This window comes from Sanguibacter sp. TS_SC_8, assembly GCF_055361235.1.
In genome coordinates, this window is record NZ_CM143955.1 from 3,151,561 (window position 1) to 3,171,701 (window position 20,141).

18 protein-coding genes are annotated in these 20,141 nt (G+C 71.7%); 7 read left to right on the plus strand and 11 right to left on the minus strand.

The features are described 5' to 3' along the window. Positions 1 to 18: 18 nt before the first annotated feature. A complete protein-coding gene (locus tag ACWA15_RS14285) occupies positions 19 to 1,182 on the plus strand; it encodes a glycosyltransferase family 4 protein (protein ID WP_464056040.1) in 1,164 nt (387 codons plus the stop codon). Next, complete coding sequence (locus tag ACWA15_RS14290; protein ID WP_464056041.1) at positions 1,179 to 2,156, plus strand: glycosyltransferase family 2 protein; 978 nt, start codon at positions 1,179 to 1,181, stop codon at positions 2,154 to 2,156. Before ACWA15_RS14285 ends, ACWA15_RS14290 begins: the two co-directional genes overlap by 4 nt. 31 nt (positions 2,157 to 2,187) lie before the next feature. Here the strand turns inward: ACWA15_RS14290 and ACWA15_RS14295 are convergent, their stop codons facing one another. Next, positions 2,188 to 3,186, minus strand: coding sequence for a class I SAM-dependent methyltransferase (locus tag ACWA15_RS14295; protein WP_464056043.1), 999 nt, complete (start codon positions 3,184 to 3,186; stop codon positions 2,188 to 2,190). Between the two features lie 156 nt (positions 3,187 to 3,342). Between ACWA15_RS14295 and rfbB the strand changes: the two genes are divergently transcribed. Beyond that, the gene (rfbB, locus tag ACWA15_RS14300; RefSeq protein ID WP_464056044.1) at positions 3,343 to 4,338 is read left to right on the plus strand and encodes a dTDP-glucose 4,6-dehydratase; all 996 of its coding nucleotides are present in this window, start codon (positions 3,343 to 3,345) and stop codon (positions 4,336 to 4,338) included. Between the two features lie 62 nt (positions 4,339 to 4,400). On the opposite strand, the gene ACWA15_RS14305 is transcribed toward rfbB, so the two are convergent. The 3 genes from ACWA15_RS14305 to ACWA15_RS14315 are packed head-to-tail and all read right to left on the minus strand — an operon-like array spanning position 4,401 to position 7,996. Then, positions 4,401 to 5,702: a nucleotide sugar dehydrogenase gene (locus tag ACWA15_RS14305; RefSeq protein ID WP_464056045.1), complete on the minus strand. Its 1,302-nt coding sequence runs from the start codon at positions 5,700 to 5,702 to the stop codon at positions 4,401 to 4,403. A gap of 57 nt (positions 5,703 to 5,759) precedes the next feature. Beyond that, positions 5,760 to 6,872 carry a glycosyltransferase gene (locus tag ACWA15_RS14310; RefSeq protein ID WP_464056046.1) on the minus strand — a complete coding sequence of 371 codons (1,113 nt, stop codon included), beginning with the start codon at positions 6,870 to 6,872 and terminating at the stop codon, positions 5,760 to 5,762. A gap of 5 nt (positions 6,873 to 6,877) precedes the next feature. After that, entirely contained in the window at positions 6,878 to 7,996 is a 1,119-nt protein-coding gene (locus ACWA15_RS14315) for a glycosyltransferase (RefSeq protein ID WP_464056047.1), read from the minus strand. Between the two features lie 77 nt (positions 7,997 to 8,073). On the opposite strand from ACWA15_RS14315, the gene wecB reads away from it, so the two are divergent. Both wecB and ACWA15_RS14325 read left to right on the plus strand, forming a co-directional pair. Next, on the plus strand, positions 8,074 to 9,141 hold the full coding sequence (gene wecB / locus ACWA15_RS14320) for a non-hydrolyzing UDP-N-acetylglucosamine 2-epimerase (RefSeq protein WP_464056048.1): 1,068 nt from the start codon (positions 8,074 to 8,076) through the stop codon (positions 9,139 to 9,141). A 96-nt stretch (positions 9,142 to 9,237) separates the two neighbouring features. After that, positions 9,238 to 10,485, plus strand: a complete 1,248-nt coding sequence (locus ACWA15_RS14325; RefSeq protein ID WP_464056049.1) for a hypothetical protein — start codon at positions 9,238 to 9,240, stop codon at positions 10,483 to 10,485. Here the strand turns inward: ACWA15_RS14325 and ACWA15_RS14330 are convergent. From ACWA15_RS14330 to ACWA15_RS14360, 7 genes are read right to left on the minus strand one after another with little or no spacing between them, the layout of a single operon-like run. Beyond that, entirely contained in the window at positions 10,449 to 11,612 is a 1,164-nt protein-coding gene (locus ACWA15_RS14330; protein WP_464056050.1) for a glycosyltransferase family protein, read from the minus strand. The two genes, ACWA15_RS14325 and ACWA15_RS14330, sit on opposite strands and share 37 nt — an antisense overlap. Continuing rightward, positions 11,609 to 13,069 carry a glycosyltransferase gene (locus ACWA15_RS14335; protein ID WP_464056051.1) on the minus strand — a complete coding sequence of 487 codons (1,461 nt, stop codon included), beginning with the start codon at positions 13,067 to 13,069 and terminating at the stop codon, positions 11,609 to 11,611. Before ACWA15_RS14335 ends, ACWA15_RS14330 begins: the two co-directional genes overlap by 4 nt. Continuing rightward, positions 13,066 to 14,910 (minus strand): ABC transporter ATP-binding protein, encoded by a 1,845-nt coding sequence (locus ACWA15_RS14340; RefSeq protein WP_464056053.1) that lies wholly within the window; start codon positions 14,908 to 14,910, stop codon positions 13,066 to 13,068. The genes ACWA15_RS14335 and ACWA15_RS14340 overlap by 4 nt, the downstream gene beginning before the upstream one ends. Continuing rightward, complete coding sequence (locus ACWA15_RS14345) at positions 14,907 to 16,133, minus strand: glycosyltransferase family 4 protein (RefSeq protein WP_464056054.1); 1,227 nt, start codon at positions 16,131 to 16,133, stop codon at positions 14,907 to 14,909. The genes ACWA15_RS14340 and ACWA15_RS14345 overlap by 4 nt, the downstream gene beginning before the upstream one ends. Then, positions 16,126 to 17,121, minus strand: a complete 996-nt coding sequence (locus tag ACWA15_RS14350) for a Gfo/Idh/MocA family protein (protein WP_464056055.1) — start codon at positions 17,119 to 17,121, stop codon at positions 16,126 to 16,128. The genes ACWA15_RS14345 and ACWA15_RS14350 overlap by 8 nt, the downstream gene beginning before the upstream one ends. Then, complete coding sequence (locus tag ACWA15_RS14355) at positions 17,121 to 18,230, minus strand: DegT/DnrJ/EryC1/StrS family aminotransferase (protein ID WP_464056056.1); 1,110 nt, start codon at positions 18,228 to 18,230, stop codon at positions 17,121 to 17,123. Before ACWA15_RS14355 ends, ACWA15_RS14350 begins: the two co-directional genes overlap by 1 nt. After that, positions 18,227 to 18,826, minus strand: a complete 600-nt coding sequence (locus ACWA15_RS14360) for an acyltransferase (RefSeq protein WP_464056057.1) — start codon at positions 18,824 to 18,826, stop codon at positions 18,227 to 18,229. The genes ACWA15_RS14355 and ACWA15_RS14360 overlap by 4 nt, the downstream gene beginning before the upstream one ends. An 85-nt stretch (positions 18,827 to 18,911) precedes the next feature. Here ACWA15_RS14360 and ACWA15_RS14365 point away from each other — a divergent pair, with 85 nt between their 5' ends. Continuing rightward, a complete protein-coding gene (locus tag ACWA15_RS14365; protein ID WP_464056058.1) occupies positions 18,912 to 19,622 on the plus strand; it encodes a glycosyltransferase family 2 protein in 711 nt (236 codons plus the stop codon). Between the two features lie 41 nt (positions 19,623 to 19,663). Further along, a complete protein-coding gene (locus tag ACWA15_RS14370) occupies positions 19,664 to 20,044 on the plus strand; it encodes a DUF2304 family protein (protein ID WP_464056059.1) in 381 nt (126 codons plus the stop codon). The last annotated feature ends 97 nt before the right edge of the window (positions 20,045 to 20,141 follow it).

Below are 20,141 nucleotides of genomic sequence, written 5' to 3' on the forward strand. Positions count from 1 at the left end.
CACAGGGCAGGAGACACCATGATGGCAACTACTGGCGCGCTTGAGGTCGCCATGACGGTCGAGCAGCTGTGGCAGCCCGTCCCCGGTGGTTCCGGCACCTACATCCGCGCCCTGGCCGGCGAGCTGGCGCCCAGAGCCGACGTCTCGGTCACGGGTGTGAGGGCGCGCGGTCCCGTCAGCTCTCACCAGCTCCCTGCCGGACTTCCTCTCGTGGCGTCGCGTCTTCCCCGACAGGCCCTCTACGAGACGTGGGGACGGCTGCGCCGGCCATGCGTCCCCCGCACCGTAGCCATGCGGGAGGCCGGCGCGACGTACGACGTCATTCACGCGACGACGTGGGCAGTCCCACCGCGCAGCGCCCCCCTAGTGGTCACGGTGCACGACGTCGCGTTCCTGCGCAGCCCCGAGCACTTCACCAGGCGTGGTGTCGCCTTCTTCGAGCGTGCGCTCGCCACGACCGCTCGGGAGGCCGACGCCGTGATCGTCCCGTCACTGGCCACTCGCGACGACTGCGTGGCGGCGGGGATCGACGACGAGCTCATCTCGGTGATCCACCACGGTACGTCCTCCGAGTCGGCGACCACGGAGGAGATGCGGACCTTCCGTACGCAGCACGGACTCGCTCGTGACTTCGTCCTCTGGTGCGGGACGCTCGAACCCCGCAAGAACGTCGGCGCGCTGCTGCGGGCGTACGCCCTGCTCCTCGACCAGGACACGGACCTCGACCTCGTGCTCGTCGGGCCGCACGGCTGGGGCGGTGCGTCCGCGGAGGTCGAGGCAGCCCTCTCCGCACTGCCGACAGGGCGCATCCATGTTCTGGGATCACTCAGCCACGCAGACCTCCAACGCGCATACGCCGCGGCACGAGTCTTTTGCTTTCCCTCCCTCTGGGAAGGGTTCGGCATGCCGGTGCTCGAGGCGATGGCGCACGGGACGCCCGTCGTCACCTCGCGAGACACCTCGATGTCCGAGGTGAGCGGGGACGGTGCGCTGCTGATCGACCCGTCGTCACCGGACGAGATCGCTGCGGCCATCGCGCGGGCCGCCGGGCCGGACCATGCCCGGCTGAGCGAGGCTGCGCTGTCCAACAGCACCCGGTACTCCTGGGCGCGCAGCGCCGACCTGCACCTGGAGACGTATCGCACCGCGATCGAGCGAGCATCACGGGTCGGGCGACCGTGACCGCGGTCGCCCGGGCCATCGTGGTGAACTGGAACGGGGCTCACCTGCTCCCCGCGTGCCTGGATTCCCTGCTCGCCCAGGACCTGGCACCCGGTGCCCTCGACATCGTCGTGGTCGACAACGCCTCGACGGACTCCTCGATCGAACTGCTGGCCGAGCACTACCCCGGGGTTCGTGTCATCGTCACGTCCGAGAACTTGGGCTTTGCCGGGGGTGTCAACGCCGGCTTGTCCGGCCTCGACGCGGACTTCGCCATCCTGCTCAACAACGACGCGACCTTCGCCCCTGACGCCGTGCGGCGTCTCGTCGAGCACCTGCAGGACCCGCGCCACGCCCAGGTGGGCGCGGCGACCGCACAGATCCTTCTCGTGGAACGTGCCGGCGACGGCAGCGCGATCGTGAACTCCACCGGGAACGTCCTCACCCGCAGCGGCGGTGCCACCGACCGTGGATGGCGCACGACGGTCGGCAGTGGGGCGGACGACCCTTCCCTCGCGACTCAGGACGTCTTCGGCTTCTGCGGCGGTGCCGCGGCCCTGCGCCGGGCCACCCTGGACGACGTCGGAGTCTTCGACGGCGACCTCTTCCTCTACTACGAGGACACCGACCTGTCCTGGCGCATGCGTGCCGGCGGCTGGGCCGTGCACTACGTGCCGGCTGCGGTGGCGCATCACCTGCACGCCGCGAGCAGCGACGCGACGAGTGCGCGCTTCCGGTTCTTCAACACCCGCAACTCGCTCCGGGTCTATACCCGGCACGCACCGGCCGCCGTCGTGTTGGCGAGCTACGCGCGCCAGGCCGCGGGGCTGCTGCGTCACGCGCTCACGCGCGACGAGCCTGCCGAGCTCCTCAGTGCCCGGCGCAGGGCCCTGGTCGGGGCGCTGCGGGGACTCCCGGAGGACCTGCGAACGCGGCGCAAGGTGTGGCGCGGTTCTCGCCTGCGCAGGGACGTCTACCGGTTCGGGGTCGGGTAGCCCCCACCAGCCCCGCCAGCCGGGCGGGTGCTCAGCGACCGAGGAGTCGGCGCAGGCCGGCGACCGGGGCGACGACGACACGACCCGCACGCCAGGTCCGTGACCGCAGCATGTCGTCACGATCGCGGGTGACGTCGACCACGATGCCGCGCAGGTGGTCCCGCTCGCGTTCCAGCTCGTCCCGCTCCCGTTCGAGCTCGACAACGCGACCGTGGAGCTCCTGCGCCCTCGTCTCGACGGCGGCCCGATCGGCGCGCAGCTTCTCCGCGGCCTGCGAGAACTCGTCCACGACGCTGTTCCGTGCCACCGCAGGACGGGGCTCTGCGTGTCCACGGTCGCTCGAGGGGAGATCGACTGCGGGCGCCGGGACGGCCCGGACGACGTACTGGTAGGCATCGGCGAACGGACGCCCGCGGACCCAGTCGATCACCTCCGCCGACAGGTCGTCGGTGGGGATCTTCACCTCGGTGGCCAGCGCGTCGGCAACGGTGTACTGAGCGTCCTCGATGACCAGTCCCGCTCCGGCGACGAGGCTCATGAGCGTCTTGTACGTGAAGAACTTGATGTGGGTCTCGTCGAGCAGGCCGAGGGAGGTGTAGTTCCACTCTCCGGCCAGCAACGCGAGCCGCAGGCTCCCGTGCCCGACGTTGGGGATCGAGATGATGACACTCCCCCCAGGAGCGAGCAGCGACACGGCGGCCGCCAGCACGTCGGCCGGGAAGAGGAGATGCTCGAGGATGTCGCCGCACACCACGACGTCGAACGTCTGCTCGGCGAACTCCGCTGCGAGGTCCAGGTGGTTCAGGTCACCGACGATCAGGCGGTCCAGGTGCGGGCGCGCCTTCTCCGCCTCGACCGCGTCGTACTCGACCCCGCTCACCGTGCAGCCGCGAGCGACCAACGCCTCGGCAAGGTAGCCGGACGCACACCCCAGGTCCAGGACGGTCTTGTTCTCGCCGACCTGCTCAAGAATCAAGGTGTGGCTCAGGTTCGAGTCCGCCAGGTTCACTGTCGCTTCGTACTGGCTCACGTAGGGCTCCCGCTTCAAGGCTCTCCAGTCATGGCGTCACGCACACTGGATCGACCACACCCTACCCGTACCGGGCCATCCACCGTGCCCATCCGGCACCGCACCCTGGCGGGTTGGGTAGGCTGGCAGCCGACCACCCCGTCCTGGAGGAAACACATGCGTCTGCTCGTCACCGGAGGAGCCGGCTTCATCGGCTCGAACTTCGTCCACCTGACCGTTCGCGAACGACCCGACGTGAAGATCACCGTGCTCGATGCGCTGACGTACGCCGGCGACAAGGCGTCCCTCGCACCTGTCGCCGACCAGATCGCCTTCGTGGAAGGTGACATCACCGACGCGGAGCTTGTCGACCGCCTCGTCGGGGAGAGCGACCTCGTGGTCCACTTCGCGGCCGAGTCCCACAACGACAACTCGTTGACGAACCCGTGGCCCTTCGTGCACACGAACCTCATCGGCACCTACACGCTGCTCGAGGCCGTCCGCAAGCACGGCGTCCGCTACCACCACATCTCGACCGACGAGGTCTACGGCGACCTCGAGCTCGACGACCCGGCCAAGTTCACCGCCGACACCCCGTACAACCCGTCGAGCCCGTACTCCTCGACCAAGGCCGGCAGCGACATGCTCGTGCGCGCCTGGGCGCGCTCCTTCGGCATCCAGGCGACCATCTCGAACTGCTCGAACAACTACGGGCCCTACCAGCACATCGAGAAGTTCATCCCGCGCCAGGTGACCAACCTCATCGACGGCATCAAGCCGCGCCTCTACGGCAAGGGCGAGAACGTTCGCGACTGGATCCATGTCGAGGACCACAACTCGGCCGTCTGGGCCATCATCGACCACGGCCAGATCGGGGAGACCTACCTCATCGGTGCGGACGGGGAGAAGAACAACCTCGAGGTCGTCGAGGCCCTGCTCGAGGCGTTCGGCCTCGCGAAGGACGACTTCGACCACGTCAAGGACCGCGCCGGGCACGACCTGCGGTATGCGATCGACTCCTCCAAGCTCAGGTCTGAGCTCGGGTGGGAGCCCAAGTACACCGACTTCCAGACCGGGCTGCAGGCCACGGTCGACTGGTACAAGGCCAACGAGGCGTGGTGGCGTCCCGCGAAGGCCGCCACCGAGGCGAAGTACTCCGCAGCGGGTCACTGACCTGACACCAGAGGCCCCGGGACGACAGTCGTCCCGGGGCCTCTTCTGCGTTCACCGGCAGGCTACGCGACCTGGCCGTTCCCGACGACGATCCGCGGCACCCCGGCCCACGCCGCCGGGTCGGTCACCCGGCGACCGTCCACCAGCAGCCGAAGGCCGGGGACCTGGACCGGGGTGATGGTGCGGTACTCGCCGTGGTCGGCCTGCACGATCGCCACGTCGGTCGCCTGGCCATAGTGGTAGGCGTCGAAGCCCAGCGCCTCAAGCTCGGCGTCGGTGTAGAGCGGGTCGTGGACCGTGATGCGGGCCCCCCGCGACCGCAGGGCCTCGACGAGCGGGAAGACGCCCGACAGTGCCGTCTCCTTCACTCCACCGCGATACGTCGCGCCGAGCACCACGACCCCCAGTCCGTCGAGCGAACCCAGGATCTCCTCGGCGCGCGCCACCACCCGCTCGGGCACCGCCGCGTTGACCGCCCGGGCCTCCCGCACGATCGAGGCGTCCGGGTCGACCGACAGGTACAGCCGCGGGTACACCGGGATGCAGTGACCGCCGACGGCGATACCGGGACGGTGAATGTGGCTGTAGGGCTGGGAGTTGCACGCCTCGATGACGGAGTACACGTCGATGCCGACCTTCTCGGCGAAGGCGCCGAACTGGTTGGCGAGGCCGATGTTCACGTCGCGGTACGTGGTCTCGGCGAGCTTGGCCATCTCGGCGGCCTCGGCGGAGCCCAGGTCCCAGACACCGTTCGGGCGGGCCAGGTCGGGGCGCTCGTCGAAGGTGAGCACCGCCTCGTAGAACTCCTTGGCCTTGCGTGCGCCTTCCTCGCTCAGCCCCCCGACGAGCTTGGGGTACTTGCGCAGGTCAGCGAAGACGCGGCCGGTGAGCACCCGCTCGGGGGAGAAGACGAGGTGGAAGTCGGTGCCCTCGGTGAGGCCGGAGACCTCCTCCAGCAGCGGCTTCCACCTCCCGCGGGTCACCCCCACGGGCAGGGTCGTCTCGTAGGAGACGAGAGTGCCCGGGGTCAGGTGCTCGGCGAGCGAGCGGGTCGCGGCGTCCATCCAGCCGAAGTCCGGGGCGGCGGTCGCCTCGTCGACGAAGAGCGGCACGACGAGCACGACGGCGTCGGCGCCGGGGATCGCATCGGCGTAGTCGGTCGTGGCGCGCAGGCGCCCGGCACCGACCACCTCGGCGAGCTTCTCAGCGAGGTGAGCCTCACCGGGGAAGGGTTCGACTGCCGCGTTGATGAGGTCGACGGCGGCGGCGTTGACGTCCACTCCCACCACGTCGTGACCCTGGTCGGCGAACTGGACGGCCAGCGGGAGGCCGATCTTTCCAAGAGCAACGACTGCGATGCGCATGTACACCTTCACCTGGTCCGACTGAGTGGGCACAAATCTCCCTGCAGGATACTGCCCTCAGCGCCTGGCGAGGACGGAGGCGGCCATCAGCCGCAGCGGCGCCTCCCGGGCGAACAGCCGGGTCAGGTCCGCGGTGACCACCGTCGCCGGGCGGCCGTGGCGGCGTCGGGTGTGAGCCAGCTCGATGAGCTGCCCGAGGTCGCTCGCCGGGTCCGCGACCGCGCGCAGCACCGCGCAGTCGGCTCGGGAGAGCACCCGCTCGCACCCGGGCGCCGCGTGCAGGACGGCGCCCGCGAGGCGGGCCAGCGACGCCCGCTCGACGGGCGTCCAGAACGGCGCCGTCCGGTTGAGCAGCAGCCCGAAGACGTGGATGCGCAGGAACTTCACCGCGGCGGCGCGCCGAGCGTTCAACGGCAGCGCGGTGAACCACTCCTCGCGCACGAGGTCCAGCAGGAAGGCCAGCTCGGTCGCGACCGGTCGGGCGATCCCGGTCACCCGGTCCCCGGCGTCGTCCTGGACGAGGTAGGCCGGGCCGCGGCGGTCGAAGGCGATCGGCTCCCCGGAGAACCACAACCGGGTCACGAAGGCGACGTCCTCACCGACCTCGTGGCCCAGGGTGAACCGCAGGCCGAGGCGGTCGAGCATGGCACGGTCGAGCAGGCCCAACGGCGCGGAGCGGTAGGACAACCGGTCCCGCACGCCGTCGAGCCCGGTCGAGCGCAGGGGCCGGGCTGGTGGGGTGGGGACGACGGCGGCGACCGAGCCGTCGGAGTGGGCCGTGGCCAGCCGCGCGATCACCGCTGCAGCGCCGGTGCGGCGGGCCAGGGCGACCCAGGAGACGATCGCGCCGGGTGCGAGCATGTCGTCAGAGCCCATGACCGCCACGTAGGGTGCTCGCGCCGCGTCGAGGCCGTGGTTGAACGGGCCGGCTGGGCTGCGGGTGGCGTCGGTGAAGGCGAGGACACGGACGCTCGAGCCCGCAGGGACGGCCACGCCGGCGAGGTTGGCCTCCATGAGCGCGGGGTCGACGTTGTGCGCCACGACGGTCACCCGGACCGGGACGCGAGCATCGGGACCGTCGAACACCGAGGCGACCGCGCGCGCGATCGGGCGCTGTGCGGTGTGCACCGCGATCACGACGTCGACCACGACATCGGCTGCGGGAGACACCACCGTCACTCGCCACGCTCCGCACGGGCCACCGCGTAGGCGTCGAGGTAGCCGCGCCGGACGGTCTCCGGGCTGAACCGGTCCCCGATGGTCGCGGCGATCTCCTCGGCGCTGCGCCCGGAGGTCGAGCGCCGCACCCGCTCGATCGCGTCCGCGTAGGCCCCCGCGTCCTGGACGTCGACGAGCTCCCCGGCGTCCGCCTCGATGTACTCCCCCTGACCGCCGGTGGCCCCCACGACGACCGGGCGCCCGTGCACGAGCGCCTCGGCGGCCGAGACGCAGAAGTTGTCCGCCTTGGTCGGCAGGAAGAACAGGTCGGCGGCGTCGAGAGCGGCGCCCACCCCGGCGGCGTCGACCGTGCCGAGCAGGGTGAGGCGGTCGGAGACGGCGAGGTCGGCCGCGAGCGCGAGCACGGCGTCGTGCAGGGGGCCGCTGCCCGCCCAGGTGAGGTGGACGTCGTGGCCGCGGGCACGGAGCACGGCGAGGGCGCGCACGGCGAGCAGCGGGTCCTTGCGGTCGATGAGCCCGCCGACCCCGACGAGCTCGAGCGGGCGCCCCTGCCCCGGGGTGCGCGGCGCGAGCGCGGACGGGGCGGGGACGATGCACGGCACGATGACGGTGGACCGCCCGGGGCGCTCGGCGCGGATCGGGCGGGCAAGGTACTCGCAGACCGCGGTGACGACGTCGGGCCGCTTGAGGAGCGGGCGCAGCGCCGGCAGGGCGAGCCGCCAGGCGGCCGGGAGCGTGGCCGGGGTGGTCAGGCCCGACCAGTGCTCGGTGTGCACCCACGGCGCAGCGGGCCGGGTGCGGGCGAAGGGCAGCAACGAGGGGAAGGCCATGGTGTGCACGAGGTCCGCGCCGGCGAGCAGCGGCTCGAGCAGGCGGCGGGCACGCAGGATCTGGTCGGGGCGCTGGGGGGACATGACGATGCGGTGCACCACCAGGCCGTCGTGGTCGATGGTGTCGACGTCGGCCTCGCGGCGGTCCGCCAGGTGGGGAGCGATGAGGTGGACCACCTCGACGTCGTGGTCGCGGGCCAGCACGCGGACGTCCTTCTCGACGAAGGTGCCCATCGTGGGCGCCTTGGGGCTGGGGAACCACGCGGTCACGGCGATGATCTTCACGGCCCCGACGCTATCAGCGCCGGTCGGCGGGCGGGCCTGACGCGAGGGGCCGACGCCGGTGCGTAGACTCACCGAGCGTGAAGCTCCTCTCGGTCGTCGGCGCCCGCCCGCAGTTCGTCAAGCTCGCCCCGATCGCCCACGCGGCGGCCGCAGCGGGGGTTGAGCACGTGATCGTCCACACCGGGCAGCACTACGACCCGATGCTCTCCGACGTGTTCTTCACCGACCTGTCCATCCCCGCCCCGGATGTGCACCTCGGTGTCGGGTCCGGGAGCCATGGGCGCCAGACCGGGGCGATCCTCGCCGCGCTCGACGCGGTTCTCGAGGCCGAACGCCCGGACTGGGTGCTCGTCTACGGGGACACCAACTCCACCCTCGCCGCGGCGCTGTCCGCGGTCAAGCTGCACCTGCCGGTCGCGCACCTGGAGGCCGGGCTGCGCTCCTTCAACCGGGCCATGCCCGAGGAGCACAACCGGGTGCTCACCGACCACGCCGCCGACCTCCTCCTCGCACCGACCACGGTGGCCGCCGAGCACCTGCGCGCCGAAGGGCTGGGCACGCGGACCGTCGTGGTGGGTGACGTCATGACCGACGTGCTGCTCACCGTGCGCGACTCCCTCACCGGCGCACCGGCGGCCGTGCTCGCGAGCGCGGGAGTGACCACCGGGGACTTCTATGTGGCGACCATCCACCGCGCGGAGAACACCGACGACCCTGCCCGCCTCGCCGAGATCGCGGCGAGCCTCAAGGCCTTGGACCGTCCGGTCGTGCTGCTCGCCCACCCGCGCTTGCTCGCCCGGTCCGAGTCGGCCGGGATCGACTGGTCCGGTGGGGCGGTGGTGCTGCACCCCCCGCTGGCCTACCCGGACCTGATCGCCGCGACCATGGCGAGCGCGGGCGTGGTGACCGACTCCGGGGGCCTGCAGAAGGAGGCGTTCCTGCTGCGGGTGCCGTGCACGACGGTGCGGACGGAGACGGAGTGGGTCGAGACGGTCCAGCTGGGGTGGAACGTGCTGGCGTTCTCGGCCGCGGAGATCCTGGCCGGGGTCCGGCGGGCAGCGCCGGAGCCGACCGAGGCGGCGCCGTACGGGGACGGACACGCGGCGGAGCGGGTGATCCAGGAGCTGGGAGGCCGGATGGGCTAGGGTTCTGTGACACGCGCCACAGAGGTTCGGTTCGCGGCGTGGCACGTGTGAGCGTCTGCACGGTCAACGGACAGCCAACGGCGGGGAGATGCTCTGATGCCCACCCCGACACTCTCCCGCCCCAGCACCCGAGCGGGCACCCGTCCCGGCGCCGTACGGCCCACTCGCCGGTCCATCGTGGTCGGTGTTGGCGTCGTCGTGACCTTGGGCTTCCTCGGCGTGAGCGCGGCCGTCGGGTACACCCAGGTGGCCCACCCCGCCACGACGTCCCCCGCACCGACCCAGCCGCACCTGCCCGCACAGCCGGTCCCGGCGACGGCACCAGCAGACAGCGCGCCAGGAGATGGTGCCCTGATCACCTCTTCCTTCGAGGAGCCGCGCGGAATGCAGATCAACGATCCGGCGGCCGCCACCACGTGGACACCGCTGAGCGCAGCCGAGACCCCCGCCGACACCCCGGCGAACCCCTCGCAGGCGCCTGCCGGCGAGACGCAGGCTCCGCCCGGCCAGCCGGTGACGGCCAGGTCGACGTTCGGGTCCATGTGGGTCTGGGACAACTCCCTCACCACCGACCAAGACAACCGCGGCACCGGCTACGCCGCCGCTGACCCGCAGATCCTCGTGGAGTTCGCTCGCCAGCACTCCCTGCGCCAGGTGCACATCGCCGCACCGTGGGTGTCCGACGAGGGGCCCGTCGGGGCGTGGATGGACGCGACGACCACGGCCCTGCACGACGCCGGGTTCGAGGTCGGGGTGCTCGGCGGCGACCCCGGCTGGCTCGACGACCCGTCCCTGGCTGTGACGTGGGCCCTGGACGCGATCAGCACACGGCCCGTCGACTACGTCCAGCTCTCCCTCGAGCCGTGGACGCTGCCGTCCTGGACCACCGACCGGGCCGGGACCGTCGCACGGTGGGAAGCCACCATGGACGCCGTCAAGGCCGCCCTCCCTGCAGGTGTCGCACTCTCTCTGGACGCTCCCTATTGGCTGGCCACGACCCCCGCTCCGGACGGCGGCACGCTCTTCGACGCCGTCCTGGAGCGGGCCGACGCACTCTCCATCGTGACCTTCGTCGACCACGCAGCAGAGTTCGACGGGATCATCGCCCTGTCCGCGCCGGCCCGCGCGGCCGCCGGGGCCGCAGGCGTCCCGTACATGGTGGGCCTGGAGACGGACACGCCGGCCATCGCCGGCGGCGCGCCCTTCACGTTCTACGACGACGGCGCCGACGCGCTGGTGCGTGAGGCCGATCTGGTGGGCGAGGCGCTGGCCGGTGACCCGTTGTTCGGGGGCGTCGCCGTTGAGCACTACCGCGCGTGGCGGTCCCTGCTCGGCCTGTCCTGACCCCCGGCGAGGATCTCCGCGACGGCACTCGCCCAGCCTGCCGACTGCACCTCGGCGGAGAGCTCGCGGGCGCTGCCGTCTGAGGCCGCCTTCCAGGCGTTGACCTCGACCGGGTCGAGCGCGTCGAGGACCGCCGCGAACCCGGTGGCGGTGAAGTCCTCCGCCACGGCGCCCAGGCCGCGCGCCCTCACCTCGTGGGCCATCTCCGGGCTGGGCCCGACGATGACGCCCAACCGCGCCTGGACATAGTCGAAGAGCTTGTTCGGCAGCGTCCATTCGTAGTTGTAGTTCACCGGCGGCAGCACGAACACGCCGGCGTCATAGCCGTTGAGGGTCCGCACCAGGTCCGCGTACGGGACCGGGTCGAGGACCCGCACCCGCGAGGATGCCGCGCACTTCGCGCGCAGCTCGGCGAGGTAGACGGGGTCGTTGGGCATGAGCAGCAGGTCGAGGGTGACCTCGGCGCTGGACTGCTCGACGCCGTCGATCATCACCTCCAGGGTGCGGTTGCGCTGGGCGTTGCCGCTGTGCACGAGCCGGATCGGGGAACCGACAGGGTGGGCGTCGAGCTCGGCGTAGGGCGCGGCGTTGGTCACGACAGATACCGGGACGCCCAGCTCGCGGGTGTACCGGTCGGCGATCCCCTGCCCGACCGTGGTGACCGACGCCGCCTGGGTGACGAACCGCCGGCAGATCCACCGGATGTAGGGCGCCACGAACCACCGCCACCGGGCCAGCTCGCTGTTCTGACCGGGGGCGTACTCGTGCAGGTCGGCGTGCACACCGCGGCGGGGGGCGAGGGACAGCGCGAGCGGGACCGTGTCGACGTCGTCGGCCAGGATCACGTCGAAGGCGCCGACCGGCAGCACGCCGCGTGCGTGGGCGACGGCCGCGTTGCCCCAGTAGACGCGCTGGTACTGGCGGGTCAGCAGCCACTTCGGGTCCTTGCGCCACGCTGGCAGGTCGGCGGGGACCTCGTGGTGGTTGACGACACCCGCAGGCGCGGGGCCGTAGCCAGCGGTGGTCACGTCGTAGGTGCCGGAGAAGAGGTTGACCTGCTTGAGCACCCGCGCGTCGTCGGCGATGCGGGAGAAGGACACGATGAGCAGCGACGGTCGGGCGCTCATGCGGGGCCGTCGGCGTCGAGCACCCGGTGGTAGAGGCCGAGCAGCTGGGCGGCCTCCCCCTCCCAGGTGAGCTGCTGCGCCGCGGCGCGGGCGGCCGCGCGGAACTGCTCGGGGGCCGCCAGCACCTCGGAGACGACGCGGGCGAGGTCGTGCGGGGAGTCCGAGCTGAACACCTCACCGACGCCGTAGTCCCGGACGATCTGCGCGGTGTCGGGCAGGTCCGCGGCCGCAACGGGCAGCCCGGCGTGGATGGCCTCGAAGAGCTTGTTGGGCAGGGAGTAGCGGTAGCTCAGGCAAGTCGGGCGGACGTAGACGACGGACAGGTCGGCGTCGGCGAGGGCCGCGGCGACCTCGGTCGGGCCGACCCGCCCGACGAAGTGCACCCGGTCGGCGACGCCGAGGTCCGCGGCCATCACCTTGAGCGGGGCGATGTACGTCGGTTCCCCGTAGCCGAGGAGGACGAAGTGCACGGCGGCCGGCAGCTCGACCATGGCGCGCAGGGTCTCCTCGATGCCCCGCGAGGTGGTGATCCGCCCGCCGTAGGCGATCACCTGGTCCTGGGGGTCCAGACCGGCGAGGGTGCGCAGGCGTCCCTGCGCGGGGTCCATCGGCGTGGTCGGTCGGGCCGGGATGTTGCGCACGAGGGTGGGCCGCACCGGGAGCCGGTAGGTGTCCTGGAGCCAGGTCGCGATCGAGGGTGACACGGTGATGACGCCGGCGGCCCGGCGGGCGTGGCGTCGCTCGCTGATCCTCTCCACGACCTTGGCGACCGGGCGGGCGCCGGAGACGTTGCGGTGCGTCCACAGCTCGTGGGAGTCGTAGACGACCGGCACCCCGGCGCGGGAGGCCGGCGCGAGGGTGTTCGCGTCGTTGGCGTGCACGACGTCGGGGCGCCACTCGGCGAGCGCCTTGCGGGCACCCCGGTGGTAGATCGCGAGGCTGACGACCTGGTAGGTCTTCATCCACAGGCCGTCGAAGGTCTTCTTCGCGCGGGTGGTGAGCGTCCGGGGCGGAGTGGGGGCTGCTGCTGTCGGGGACGACGAGACGGCGACCGCGCTCGGGACGGGAGCGGCCTGCCGGGTGCGGGGCGGCCCCGGGGTGTCGACCATCGACGTGCTCATCGAGGCCGGTGCGCCGGTCCCGATCCGGAGCACCTTCTTCGTGAACGCCGCGAGCCGCGGCGCTGACGCGGCGAGCTCGAACTCGGGCACGCGGACGAGCTCGACGCCCGAGGGGAGGGTCTCGAAGCCTTCGGGGAAGCCGGCGCGCGCACGGGCGACGGCGATGATGCGGACGTCCGCGCCGGCGTCGTGCAGGGTGGCGGCGGTCTTGAGGACGCGGGCGTCGGCGTGGCAGTCGTTGTAGACGAGAACGCCGATCCGCAGCGGGCGGCCGTCGACCGTCGGGAGCGCGGCCGGTGCGGCGGGTGCGGCGGCGGGCTGGTCCTGGGTGCTCATGCGGGGTCCTCGGCGGGCGGGGTCGGGGAAGGTGGGGTCGGTTCCTCGGCGAGGCCCGCGAGGGCTGCCTGGTGGGCGAAGTCCGGTTCGGCGGAGACCACCTCAGCGAAGGTCCCGGAGATCACGAGCTCGCCGTCGCGCATGAAGCACACCGCGTCGGAGTGGCGGATGGTGGCGAGGCGGTGCGCCACGACGATGACCGTCACGTCCCCGCGCAGCTCCTGGATCGCCTGGGTGACCAGCGCCTCGGTCCCGGTGTCCAGGGAGCTCGTGGCCTCGTCCATGATGAGCACCATCGGGTCGGCGTAGAGCGCGCGGGCGATGCCCAGGCGTTGACGCTGGCCGCCCGAGAGGTTCATCCCGCGCTCACCGATCGGGGCGTCGATGCCGCCCTCGCGGGCGTCGATGATGTCGAGCACCTGCGCCCGCTGCAGGGACCGGCGGACCTTGGCCCGGTCGATGCCTTCCTCGGTCCAGGACAGGGCGACGTTCTGGGCGACGCTCGCGTCGAAGAGGGACACCTCCTGGGGCACGTAGCCGACCCGGGACCGCCAGGAGGCGAGCACCCCGGCCAGGGGCAGGTCGTCGACGAAGATCTGCCCGCCGGTCGGCTCGAGCAGCCCGAGGATGAGGTCCACGAGCGTGGACTTGCCCGACCCGGACGCCCCGACCAGGGCCATCGAGGAGCCGAAGGGGATCGTGAGGTCCACCCCGCGCACGGCCGCGCGGTCGCTGCCAGGGTACGTAAAGGTGACGTCCTCGAGGATCATCGCGCGGGCGTCGTCGGGCAGCGCTTCCCCGGGGCCGGCCTCCAGGCGCTGCGCGGAGTTGCGCTTGCCCCGTTCGATCTCGTCGATGACCTTCTGGGCGAAGGGGATCGAGGCGGCGGTGGAGGCCATGATCGACTGGAAGCGGGTGATCGAGGGGACGATGCGGAAGCCGGCGACGCCGAACAGCGCGATCGCCCCGAGTGCACCGCCGGACCCGCTGCCCTCGGCGGAACCGACGAGCGCGGCGAGGGCGAAGCCGCCGACGAGGGCGGCCTCCAGGACGTAGCGCGGGACCACGCCGAGGAAGGACATGTTCGCCCGGGCGTGGGAGCTGCGCAGGCGGACGCCCTGGACCAGGGCGGAGACCTCCCCGCCCTTGTCCCGCAGGGTGATCTCCTTGAGCGAGGCGACCATCTCGCTGACCAGGCGCACCGCGCGGGTGGAGTAGTTGCGGTTGTCGTGGCCGGCGGCCACCGCTTTGCGCAGCACCCAGCCATAGAGGAAGGCACCCACGATGCCGAAGTAGACGACCGTGACCACGGCCATGAGCGGCGCGGCGATGACGAGCACGGCGAGCACCGCGACGAAGGTGAAGGCCTCGCCCGAGAGCATGGTGAACGGGATGAGCACCCCCGAAACGGTCGTGGCCACCCCGACGTCGGTCGAGCGGACGAGGTCGGTCGAGTTGCGCCCGAGCCGGTCGGTCCACGGGGAGACGAAGAAGGCATCGAGAAGCTGACGGCCGAGCTCCTGCTCGAAGCGCGCGAACCGGCGGGTGGCGAACCACTGCAGGATGACCGCGCACACACTCTTGGTGATGATGAGCACCCCGACCACGATGAGCAGCCGGACGAACTCGCTCGTCTCGTCGAAGGTGCCCAGCACCGGGAGGGTCACCGAGGCGTCGGAGGACGCGAGCATGGGGGCCAGGGTCAGGGCGAGCAGCCCGAGCGCGGCGACGTCGAGGATCGCCAGGCCGCCGGACATCGCCGCGAAGAGCATGACGAAGCGTCGGCTGCCCGCGGGCAGCAGCGCCAGCAGCGTCCGCACGGTGTGGATCAGGCTCGTCATCGGTCGTCCTTCACGGAGCTGAGGCAGCCGGCGACGACGGCGGCGGCCTGCGCGCCCGCGCGGGTCGCAGAGGCGTTGTCCTGGACCCAGGCGGCCAGGCGCTCACGCTCGGGGGCGGTGGCGGGCCTGGTCAGGGCGCCGATCATCGCCTGGGCGACGGCCTCGACATCGAAGTCGATCACCGTTCCCAGGGCGTTGTCGCTGATCACCGCGCGGGCCGGGCCTGGCCCGGCGTAGACGACCGGGGTGCCGCATGCGACTGCGGCGAAGACCTTGGTCGGGAAGGCGAAGTCGTAGCCCAGGCCGGGGCGCAGGCTCACCAGCGCGCCGTGGGCACCGCGCAGCCACTGCGCGGCGACCTCGGGGGGCACGGCTCCGCGCAACTCGACGGCACCGGCCGGCAGCGCCTCGGCGTGGGAGGCGATCGTCGACCACGCGCTGCCCTGGCCGAGGAAGACCACCCGGGCGTCCGGGACGGTCTCTCGCACCCGGGCCAGGGCCTCGACGAAGATCTCCGCACCCTGCCACTCCGACGCGGTCCCCGCGTAGACGAGGTAGGGCGCCTCCGGCGCATCGGGCGCCGGCGGCCCGGTCGGGGTGAACACGGTCGTGTCGATCCCGTTGCGCACGACCGTCACGACGGCCGGGTCGACGCCGAGCTCGCCCAGGCGGTCGGCGACGCCGTCGGAGACAGCGATCACGGCACGCGCCCCGCGCAGGGCCCAGCGCTCCATCGCCGCGACCACCCGCACGAGCGGGGCGGGCGCGCCGGTGCTCGCCGCGGCGTCGGACCAGATGTCCGCCGCGTAGTAGACGTACGGCACCCGGCGCAGCGCGCTGATCACGCGGACGACGACGCCGGTGGTCGGCGGCGGTTCGCTCACCACGACCGTGGGCCGGGCCACGAGCAGCAGCCGCAGGGCGAGGGGGGCGTCGAAGCTCAGATACTGCACGTACCCGCGGACCACGCCGGAGGCGTCACGCAGCACGGGCCACCGCTTGGCGGCGACGTTGGCGGGCAGCGCGGGCGCGGCGTCGGCAGCGGCGGCTTCCGGCGTCGGGCGCACGGTGAGGACCGTGACCCGCCCGGCCCGGCGGGCCAGCGCGCGGGTCAGCGCGGCGAGCCGGAAGGACGCCGCGGCGGCCTCGGGGACGAAGATGCGGCTGGCGACGACGACGTGCGCCGTCGGCCGAGCAACCGTCGCCGGGGTCGCCTCACCCAAGACGGACGCTCTGCCCACTCTGGGCGGAGGTGACCATCGCCTCGGCGACCCGCAGTGTCGCCAGGCCTTCCTCCAGGGTGACGATGTCGTTGCTGATCCCCAGGACGGCGTCCCGGAAAGCCTCGTGCTCGACGCGCAGGGGCTCGCGCTTGGCGAGGGCGAAGCGGACGACGTCCCCCTCGGAGACACCGCGGAAGGCCGCGATCGAGTCCCACTCGGTGGCCACGGTGCCGTTGGCGTAGAAGGTGAGGTCGGCGCTCGCGGTGTCCGCGACGAAGGCACCGCGCTCGCCGGTGACGACCGTGACCCGCTCCTTCATGGGGGAGAGCCAGTTGACCGTGTGGTTGACAATCACGCCGTTGGCGAGGGTGCCGGTAGCCAGGACCATGTCCTCGAACTGGCGCCCGCTGCGGTGCGCGACCTGGGCGGAGATGGTCGCGTAGGGGCTCTGCGCGACCCACGCGGTGAGGTCGATGTCGTGGGAGGCGAGATCCTTGACCACGCCGACGTCGGCGATTCGGGCCGGGAAGGGCCCCTGCATGCGGGTGATGATCTGGTAGATCGCTCCGAGCTCGCCGTCCGCGAGCCGGCGACGCAGCTCCTGCAGGGCGGGGTTGAACCGTTCGATGTGCCCGACGGCGCCGACCAGTCCGGCCGCGGCGAAGGCGTCGACGATCCGCTGACCCGCCGCGCTCGAGTCGGCGACCGGCTTCTCGATGAGCGCGTGCACCCCGGCCTCGGCCAGGGCCAGCGCGATCGCCTCGTGGTAGATCGTGGGGACGGCGACGACGGCCGTGTCGAGCCCGGCGGCGATGAGCGCCTGGACGTCCCGGAGCACCGGCAGACCACCGGCGACGCCGTGCGGGTCACCGCCCGGGTCGGCGACAGCCACGAGGTCGACGCCAGGGACCTCACGGAGCACGCGGGCGTGGTGACGGCCCATCGCGCCCAGGCCGATGAGCCCGGCGCGCAGGTTCTGCGTCGCCATCAGGAACCGGCCTTGACGGTCGCGACGACGCCGGCGACGATCCGCTCGAGGTCACCCGTGGTGAGCGAGGGGTGCACCGGCAGGGAGATGACCTGCTGGGCGGCCTCCTCGGTGCGCGGCAGGTGCAGATCAGGGGCGTACTTCGCCAGGGAGGGCAGGCGGTGGTTGGGGATCGGGTAGTAGACCCCGGATCCGACGCCGTGCTCCTCGCGGAGCGCCTTGACGATCCGGTCCCGGTCCGCGGTGACGCGGATCGTGTACTGGTGGTAGACGTGCACCGCGTCGTCGTGCACGGGTGGGATGGTGACGCCGGGCAGGCCGCCGAGGCCGGCGTCGAGCAGGCCGGCGTTGGTCTGGCGCTGCTCGGTCCAGCAGGTCAGCTTGGTCAGCTGTACCCGGCCGATGGCTGCGTGCACGTCGGTCATCCGGGCGTTGAAGCCGACGAGCTCGTTGGCGTACTGCACCTCCATGCCCTGGTTGCGCAGCAGCCGGACGTTGCGGGCGATGGTGTCGTTCGCACAGGCCACCATGCCGCCCTCGCCGCTCGTCATGTTCTTCGTGGGGTACAGGCTGAACATCGCGAAGTCGCCGAAGGAGCCCACGGGTGCACCGTTCAGCTGGGCGCCGTGCGCCTGGGCGGCGTCTTCGAAGAGCTGGAGCCCGAACTCGTCGGCGATCGCGCGCAGCTCGACCATCGCAGCCGGGTGGCCGTAGAGGTGCACAGGCATGATCGCCTTGGTGCGCTCGGTGATCGAGGCGCGCACGGAGGCCGGGTCCAGACCGAAGTAGTCGGGTTCGATGTCGGCGCTGACCGGCGTGGCCCCGGTCAGCGCGACCGAGTTCCCGGTCGCGGCGAAGGTGAAGGACGGCACGATGACCTCGTCGCCGGGGCCGATGCCCGCGGCCAGCAGGCCGAGGTGCAGCCCAGAGGTGCCGGAGTTGACCGCGACGCACTGGCGACCGGCCACGAGCTGGTCGGCGAACTCGGCCTCGAAGGCCTTGACCTCGGGCCCCTGGGCGATCATGCCCGAGCGCAGCACGCGGTCGACCGCGGCCCTCTCGTCGTCTCCGATGATGGGCTTTGCTGCGGGGATGAGTGGAAGACTCATGGTCGAACGACCTCTCTCAGGGTGGCGTCAACAGCCTCGTACACGGTCGCGGTGACGGGACAGGACCAACGTCCGTCGCCGTCGTCGACCAGGGGGTGCCCGGCCTTGCCGACCCAGCCGCGCTGGCGGGCGGGCACGCCCGCGACGATCGCGAAGTCCGGCACGTCCTTGGTCACCACGGCGCCGGCGGCGACGGTGGCCCAGGCGCCGATGCGCACCGGTGCGACGCACACGGCGCGGGCACCGATCGAGGCACCGGTGCCGATGTCGACGCCGACGGCGTGCCAGTCGTCGGCGCTCTTGAGGGAGCCGTCGGGGTTGATCGCGCGCGGGTACTGGTCGTTGGTGAGCACAGCGGCCGGGCCGATGAACACGCCGTCGCCCAGGGTGGCCGGCTCGTAGACGAGGGCGTAGTTCTGGATCTTGCAGTCCGACCCGGCGCGCACACCAGACCCGATGTAGGCCCCGCGCCCGACGACGCAGCGCTCACCGAGCACTGCCCCGCCTCGTACCTGCGCGAGGTGCCAGATCTGCGATCCTTCACCGATCTGCGCGTCTGCGTCGATGTCAGCAGACGCCGCGATCTTGACAGCCATTCACCACTCCAGACCGGTCCGGCGCGGGGACACGACGTTCGCGCGCTTTCGCGAGCCTAACGGAACTCGATGCAAGAATGGCGCCATGGTTGACCCCGCCGCGCCGCCGCCCCCGAGCCCCACCTCGGGATATGCCGCCGACTGGCTCGTCATCCCGCTCTACAACGAGGCCTCCGTGATCGCCGAGGTGATTGCCGGAGCACTGCCCACCTTTCCCAACATCGTGTGCGTCGACGACGGCAGCACCGACGGCTCGGGCGAGGTGGCCCGGGCGGCCGGGGCCAGGGTCCTCACCCACGCCGTGAACCTCGGCCAGGGAGCGGCGCTGCAGACCGGGATCTCCTTCGTCTGCAGCCAGCCTGGTGCCCGGTCCCTGGTCACCTTCGACGCCGACGGCCAGCACCAGGTCGCCGACGCCCGCGCCATGGTCGACCTCATCGCCTCGGGCGAGACCGCGATCGTCTTCGGCTCGCGGTTCCTGGACGGGCGCACCACACCCGGCCTGGTCAAGCGTGTGGTGCTCACCTTCGCCGTGTGGTTCACGAAGCAGAGCACCGGCATGCGCCTGACCGACGCGCACAACGGGTTGCGGGCGATGACCATCCCGGCGGCCAAGAAGGTCGACCTCACCCAGGACCGGATGGCGCACGCGAGCGAGATCGTGCTGCAGCTGGGCCGTACCGGGCTCGCGTGGCGGGAGTACCCGGTCCACGTCCTTTATACCGACTACTCCCGCGGCAAGGGCCAGTCGATGTGGAACTCGGTGAACATCCTCGTCGACCTGCTCTTCAAGTAGCCTCTCTCATCCTTCTCTCCACGGACCATCAAAGGAGCTTCATGGGCGGCAACGTGCTGCTGATCCAGGTCATCCTGCTCGTGGCGGTGGCGGCCATCGCGGTGATGCTCACGCGGTCGACCGCGGGCGCCCGGCACCAGGCCATCCGCCGGCTGTTCCTCCTGGCGTTCGTCGCGGGGGCCGCCGCGTCGGTGATCTTCCCGCAGGTGCTCTCCCGGCTGGCCAACGCCGTCGGCGTCGGGCGTGGCGCGGACCTGCTGCTCTACGCGCTGGTCATCGCCTTCCTCAGCTACATCTCCACCAGCCACCGGCGGATGAACCGGATGTCACGGCAGATCACTCTACTGACGCGCGAACTGACGCTCGCGGAGGCGCGTGGGGAGGGCCAGCCCTCGGCACCTGATCGCGAGACGGGCGACTGACCTGCATATCTAGGGGATCCGTCACCATGCCGTCACGAATCCTCCGCACGTTCTGAGCGCCCCCGCTCGCCGCGAGCCCTATAGTCAGGGTTTATGT

Coding starts and splice junctions, on each gene's coding strand:
- ACWA15_RS14285 (WP_464056040.1), top strand. CDS start 19: ATGATGGCAACTACTGGCGCGCTTGAGGTCGCCATGACGGTCGAGCAG.
- rfbB (WP_464056044.1), top strand. CDS start 3,343: ATGCGTCTGCTCGTCACCGGAGGAGCCGGCTTCATCGGCTCGAACTTC.
- ACWA15_RS14305 (WP_464056045.1), bottom strand. CDS start 5,702: ATGCGCATCGCAGTCGTTGCTCTTGGAAAGATCGGCCTCCCGCTGGCC.
- ACWA15_RS14325 (WP_464056049.1), top strand. CDS start 9,238: ATGCCCACCCCGACACTCTCCCGCCCCAGCACCCGAGCGGGCACCCGT.
- ACWA15_RS14330 (WP_464056050.1), bottom strand. CDS start 11,612: ATGAGCGCCCGACCGTCGCTGCTCATCGTGTCCTTCTCCCGCATCGCC.
- ACWA15_RS14335 (WP_464056051.1), bottom strand. CDS start 13,069: ATGAGCACCCAGGACCAGCCCGCCGCCGCACCCGCCGCACCGGCCGCG.
- ACWA15_RS14340 (WP_464056053.1), bottom strand. CDS start 14,910: ATGACGAGCCTGATCCACACCGTGCGGACGCTGCTGGCGCTGCTGCCC.
- ACWA15_RS14350 (WP_464056055.1), bottom strand. CDS start 17,121: ATGGCGACGCAGAACCTGCGCGCCGGGCTCATCGGCCTGGGCGCGATG.
- ACWA15_RS14355 (WP_464056056.1), bottom strand. CDS start 18,230: ATGAGTCTTCCACTCATCCCCGCAGCAAAGCCCATCATCGGAGACGAC.
- ACWA15_RS14360 (WP_464056057.1), bottom strand. CDS start 18,826: ATGGCTGTCAAGATCGCGGCGTCTGCTGACATCGACGCAGACGCGCAG.
- ACWA15_RS14365 (WP_464056058.1), top strand. CDS start 18,912: ATGGTTGACCCCGCCGCGCCGCCGCCCCCGAGCCCCACCTCGGGATAT.
- ACWA15_RS14370 (WP_464056059.1), top strand. CDS start 19,664: ATGGGCGGCAACGTGCTGCTGATCCAGGTCATCCTGCTCGTGGCGGTG.